This is a genomic window from uncultured Marivita sp., from assembly GCF_947488135.1.
GTDB lineage: Bacteria > Pseudomonadota > Alphaproteobacteria > Rhodobacterales > Rhodobacteraceae > Marivita.
This window is the reverse complement of the sequence record NZ_CANKYW010000024.1, coordinates 1-5,807: the sequence shown is the minus strand read 5'-3', so window position 1 is coordinate 5,807 and position 5,807 is coordinate 1. Positions and strand designations below refer to the sequence as shown.

The following is a 5,807-nucleotide window of genomic DNA, read 5'->3' as shown; positions in this document are numbered from 1 at the left end:
ATATTTGTTCGTCGTCTTGCTCATGATGCTCCATCCTACTCAAGAGTTGGAGCCTCCGGCAAACCCGGAGCGGTTCATGTAGATTGAGTCCACTGATCGACCTTGAGACTTATGTACTGTGGCGAAAGCGGCCAATTCGAAGCTGTTGATCTGGTCCACCCACTTCAGGACGTAGGCCGCCTGACGATATGTGAGTTTGTTGTTTTCATACAGCCGATTGACCCTCCGTCTCAGTTTTCCTCGATCATCATCATTGGCAAAGACAAAGGCGGGCGAGATGCAGTCCTCTAATGTCAGGTAGAACCCGTCGACAATGAGCTCCCCCTTCAACCCCAAGCATTTCGGCACGTCAGGAAGCGCTTTCTGGCCGGGTTCGACTTTCACCACTTTGAAGACCTGGCCGTTCCGGAATAGCTCATCGGTCTGTTTGCTGATGACGACGTCGCCCGCTCGAAGCCGGTCATCATCGCCACCCCGGATATGGGCCCGAAGAGCTCGCTGCTTCTTATTGTCAGAGGTTACAGCCAGCATACTAGCGCCTTTTGCGTAGTCAGTTTTGGCACCTGAGGTCCAATCCGCCGCACTGACCACCTCAACATCGCCACCACCAAGGATGCATCCGAATGTTTGGTTGGGGTGATGCTGGATTGAGTTTCTCAGCTCTTCACCAAGACCAAAGATCCTACTATCTTTTGAGAACCGCATGCTCTCTTGTAGAGCAATAGTCTCAAAACCCTGCAGATGGATGACCTCTTCGTCATTCACAGGAGGAAGCTGGAAGGGATCCCCGCTGTATACGACTGGCAGCCCGAACTCGTTGGCATAGTCCTCCGTCGCATTGAAGAGATACTTCCCAACCATCGAGGACTCATCGACAATTATGATCTCTGCATCCCCAAACGGACTTTTCGATCGGCCGTTCTTCGCCATCTTTGCCGGACGGTAGGTATTGACCGGAGTGAGGCCATCTTGGGCGTATTCCTTCTTCCAACCTATCGCGCCTTGTATGGTCATCACCCTGTGACCGGTACCAGAGAGCTCCCGCTCCAAGATTGCTTTCGCAGGGTGGGTTGGTGCCAAGAACAGCGCTTTTCGATCTTCGACGGATCGAGAAATTGCAAATGTCTTTCCTGAACCAGCTCTACCAGAGCCGATTAATCTTCCTCCTTTCTTCAGCGACCGAATTGCCGCAACTAAATTTTCTTGTTCTGAATTCAGTTTATAGTTTCGTATTGTCATAGTGGAAAAACCTTTCCACTTGTCCCACTGCGCTGGCGTTTGCCTTACAAATTGGCACCCGATCCAGCTTGCATAATTCAGATCGCCCGGGAGCGTGGGCCACTCACAGTAGGCTTACCGAATTTGCCCCACAATGAGGCCGGCTGAATATTGGTATTCGACGCATTAAGTTCAAGGCCGGTAACTAAGAATTCGGGCGCGCCCCACGAAACCGAGCAACTCCAGGCATCTATAGAAGAAGAAACCCTTCATAGGAGAACTATAGATGCTTACGACCTTCACGCTGCTTCTGGCGGCTGGGGCTGGCTGTCGGCTGGCCCTCTCACTGGCTCTCAGCCGGTATTCAGACCGCTCACTGGAGCTCCCACAGGCACTGGCAATCATCCTGATTGTGCTGGCCTGTCTGCCCGCTTGGGCCTCACCTTTGGCTTTGCCGGTTCCGCTGGCTTTCGTCCTCGGGGCTGTCCTGCCTGACCTCCTGACACGGAGGACCGGGGCATGACCAAGCTAGACCTCAAGGAAGACGACATTGTTGTCATTCGTGCCTTCGAAGACGAATGGCCGGAACACCTCTTCCGCGTCACTGACGTGTGGGAGGACTGTGTGGGTGGGGTATCCCTAACCGGCCCCCTGAAGGACGAGTACGGCGAGCCCGACTACGACCTGATCCTTCGCGTCCACAGCCACGCCAAAGGCTGATCACCAACCCAATCCCTAAAACCAAATCTACCTAGAAAGGAGAGGACCTATGTCTTCTGCTACCATTCGCTATGCCTACCTCAAGGGTCAGACATGGCTGTATCGCCGTAACTACCCAAAGGAAGTTGCAGCCATCGTTGGCCAACAGGCCCTCAAGCAATCCCTCAAGACCAGTGACGCCAAGGTGGCCCGCCAACGGGCTGCGGAGGTGAATGCCCGGTACGAGGACACTGTCCAGCAGGTCCTGTCGGGGGCCTTGTCTCTGCCACAGAGTGCCACGCTGGCAGACGCTTCCACCTCTGAATGGGCAACCCCATCGGAACTGGCTCTTTCTCGTCTCCGTGCCATTCTGCAGCACTCTGAGCCAGTTCGGTATCAGGTCCAGGAAAGGCGATCCGTGGCGGTACACAAGGCTGTCCGGCGGTATCTTCTGCTTCGGCAGAGGGACCTGCGTCCAGGCGGGTTTAAGTCCGTCCGGTACTCTCTGGAACTCTTCCAGTCGAAGTATGGTGACCTCACCCTGAAAGACCTGACGCGGGACCACGGTAAAGAGTTCTTGTCCCTGATCGTTTTGCTCAGCCCGTACCTCGGTAAGTCAAGGAACAGCCAAGGTCTGTCTCTGGATGCCTCTGTGTACTGGTCGAAGACGAGCACCAAACGCATCACCGGCAGGACCCAGCGCCGTATCTGGTCACAGGTAAAGCACTGGCTGGACTGGTGTGTCTACGAAGGAGAGCTGGAAACCAACCCGTTCACCTCTGTCCGCTTCGAGGCCAAGGTTAAGCAAAAGCCCTATGCTGTTCCCACAGAAAAGGAGGTTAGGACCCTTCTGGGACAGCAAGACCCGGTGATCGGCAGGGTGATGTTGGTGTGTCTGTTGTCTGGCATGCGAGCTGGAGAGGCGGCGGGACTGCTGCGTGAAGACATTGTCGCCAAGGGTAACCTTGGTGCGTTCTTCCACGTCAGGCCCAATGCGCTGCGTCTGCTGAAGACTGAAGCAGCAGAACGTTTGGTTCCGGTTCATGCCAACTTGGATGCTGTTCTGTCGTCTCTGCCAAGCAGTGGGCCTCTGTTCCCGCACCTCAAGGTGAATGACATCACCAAGCGGTTCGCGGTTCTGAGGGAGAAGTTGGACATCGATCGTCCCGGTCTGGTGTTCCACGGCACCCGAAAGTGGTTCATCACCCAGTGTGAGCGAACGGGTGTGCCTGAGCATTTCACAGCATCTTTGGTGGGCCACAAGTCCGCCCGGTCAGAGAACGGGATCACCTACAGCATCTACTCGGCTGGTATCAGTGACGAGCAGAAGCGGGACATCGTCGACCAGATCAGGTTGCCGTTATGATGGTGCCTCCCGACATCGAGGCCTTCGAGGAACGAGCCGCCATAGCTGAGTTCGATGGTGGGCTTACCCGGGCAGAGGCCGAAGACGTAGCTGCTCAGGACCAAGGCTTCATCAGTGCGAAGTACTACTGGCAGTGGTTGGCCGACTATGTGGTGAATAAGGGCTACCCACGATAACACTTTCCCCGGCTGGCTTTGTGCTGGCCGGGTTAATCAATGCAATTTGTCGATCTGTGGCCTCGCCTGCTCTGGGCCGAAACGCTTGGTCACAGTTTATGTTCGACTGCGTATAGCGTTGACTGACTGGCATTTTTTTGGTCACTTGAGTTGGAATTGTGTCGCAAAGTGCGATGCTGGATTATCTGCCTGGCTGCACTTCGATAATGCAGTGCCGGATGAAGTTTGGAGCAACGATGTTATTCACCGTAAGAGCTTTTTTGGGGTTCCTCGCTATTGGAATGATCGCTGGATGCGCTCCACCAATTCCAGTAATCGGAAAAATTGACGCGACTTCAGAGGAGTTCGTTGGTTCGGCAAATGCGGCAAAGGGCGAAGTCACGGGGGTAATATACCCTGCAAATGTATCTTGCGTAGCTCCATACAAGACACATCTGGTTTGGGACGATAATTCGACTTATACTCTCAATGGTACGATTTCATGCGCTGATGGAAGAACCGGCAGTTGGACAGCTACTGGATCTAACAACATAGGTCGAGGCGTCGGTACACTAGGTGGTCAGAAGATGAGCATTAGCTTTGGTAATCTTGGAATTATCAACAGCTACTGAGGGAATTCCGGGATACTGCATACCCACACCCGTTGCACCCGTGGGACCCCTTCCTTAGCCACCCGGGTAGCCTCCCTCTCCTTGTGTTGGAGGGGTAGGCAGTCGTCTTCCATTACTAATACCTAATTCCTCCTCCCTCCCCCGATAGGATACCAACAGCAATAACAGACACTTAGCCTGCCTAGGAGACTGTCCCAGAGGGCCCCAGAGAGCATCCCCCATGTTGGTGATGATGGTTGGTATGCTCCCTGTAAGAAAGCCCGTAAGTGGCCCAGAGAGGAGCTCTGACAAGCTCTGATGATTGTTGCTGACAACCAATCGTGCCTCTACCTTCCGCACATAACAGAAGATGACGAACCGAATCTGGTGACCTCAGGAAAAAGTCTCCGAGTTGTCTTGGAAGGCTACCCGTTCAGCATCGAGATTTTTCGCTTAGAACACGAAGCTCAGTGGACGCTGGAGGTTGTGGATGCCGAGGGAACCAGCCACGTCTGGGACGAACTCTTCGACAGCGATCGGGAAGCAAGAGACACTGCTATCAGGGCCTTGGAACAGGAAGGGCCACAGGCGTTCGTGCGGGGCGGGAGTAATGTAGTGCCGTTCCGGGGGAGGTAGAGAAAATGATGGTGGTGTTTGTATCTCTCTGAGCTCCAGAAAGCACGTCTGAGAGGGATATTGGATGGTGATAATCAACACCAAAATGCCCCCAAAACTGCCCCCTTTTCCCGACTGCCTAAGCTAAGGCCAAGAAAGGAATCAGAAGGGAAGGTTTCCTACCACCCCAGCCAGTTCTTCCTTCCCATTGTTATCTTGATCGTTTTCGGACCATCCGCCGGGAAAGTGTCCGAAGCATCTTCGTGGCTTGAGATTGATCGCTCGTTGCGTTCGGTAAGTTGGCGCAACTGGCGATCCCGATGTTGCAAGGCGTATCAGGGTTCGATGCTCGCCGGACATCGATACATCGGTCGCGATCACGCGGAGTGGACATACAAAAGCAACGGTCGGGGAACGGCTCTGCCTTAGCTCAGGCCGGAGTTGATGAGTATCTCGCGTGCCTCACCCGAGCCATAGAAGTCGAGTAGCGACTTCGCGGCGGCGAATTTAGCACCCAGTTGGTGAATGCCGACGGCGTAGGGTGTCCGTTTGCCGATTTCGGCAGGAAGCGGTCCGACAAGCCGAATACCGAGGTCCTGTCTGAGCTTGATCTCGGTAATCTGGCCGAATCCTATGGCGTACCCTGACGTGTCATCGGCGAGGCGCTGCATCGTTTGAGCGCCGTTATCTGTCCTGATCGTCTTTCCTGAAATCTGGCGAGCGATGCCAAGCCTTTCGATCATCGTCTCGATATACTGACCGCTCGACGCCTTGTTGTAGATGACCCTATCCGCAGCCAGAAGCGCGTCGCGAAGTGTGTCGACCGAGGACAGGTCCGGGCTGGGTGTCCCGTTTGGAACGGCAACCCCTGCTTCGATGTCGCCGAGCTGCTTCAACGAACCTTCGACGATGTGACCCGCGTTTATGAATTCCATCAGTGTTGCGACTGGTGCCACGATCAGATCGACGGCGGCGCCACCATGCACTCGTTCGCAAATCACCGGCGCGGTTGCGAATTCGATCTCGAACGCCTGGCCAGTTCTGGTCTTGTGCGCCTCGGCGCACAGGCGGACTGAACCGCTCCGGGTTTGCCGGAGGCTCCAACTCTTGAGTAGGATGGAGCATCATGAGCAAGACGACGAA

Annotated in this window: 6 protein-coding genes; 4 read left to right on the top strand and 2 right to left on the bottom strand. The window is 54.8% G+C overall.

The genetic code is table 11. The features are described from left to right. Window positions 1-39 precede the first annotated feature (39 nt). Window positions 40-1,239, bottom strand: a complete 1,200-nt coding sequence (locus tag Q1B16_RS22130) for an AAA family ATPase (protein WP_299794550.1) — start codon at window positions 1,237-1,239, stop codon at window positions 40-42. A gap of 265 nt (window positions 1,240-1,504) precedes the next feature. Between Q1B16_RS22130 and Q1B16_RS22125 the strand changes: the two genes are divergently transcribed. From Q1B16_RS22125 to Q1B16_RS22110, 4 genes are all read left to right on the top strand, one after another. Next, window positions 1,505-1,741, top strand: coding sequence for a hypothetical protein (locus Q1B16_RS22125; protein ID WP_299794547.1), 237 nt, complete (start codon window positions 1,505-1,507; stop codon window positions 1,739-1,741). Further along, window positions 1,738-1,938 carry a hypothetical protein gene (locus Q1B16_RS22120; RefSeq protein ID WP_299794544.1) on the top strand — a complete coding sequence of 67 codons (201 nt, stop codon included), beginning with the start codon at window positions 1,738-1,740 and terminating at the stop codon, window positions 1,936-1,938. The genes Q1B16_RS22125 and Q1B16_RS22120 overlap by 4 nt, the downstream gene beginning before the upstream one ends. Before the next feature lie 49 nt (window positions 1,939-1,987). Continuing rightward, window positions 1,988-3,283, top strand: a complete 1,296-nt coding sequence (locus Q1B16_RS22115) for a DUF6538 domain-containing protein (RefSeq protein WP_299794541.1) — start codon at window positions 1,988-1,990, stop codon at window positions 3,281-3,283. Between the two features lie 1,084 nt (window positions 3,284-4,367). Next, window positions 4,368-4,685, top strand: a complete 318-nt coding sequence (locus tag Q1B16_RS22110; RefSeq protein WP_299794538.1) for a hypothetical protein — start codon at window positions 4,368-4,370, stop codon at window positions 4,683-4,685. 404 nt (window positions 4,686-5,089) lie between these two features. Here the strand turns inward: Q1B16_RS22110 and Q1B16_RS22105 are convergent, their stop codons facing one another. Next, window positions 5,090-5,731 (bottom strand): substrate-binding domain-containing protein, encoded by a 642-nt coding sequence (locus Q1B16_RS22105; protein WP_299794554.1) that lies wholly within the window; start codon window positions 5,729-5,731, stop codon window positions 5,090-5,092. Between the last annotated feature and the right edge of the window lie 76 nt (window positions 5,732-5,807).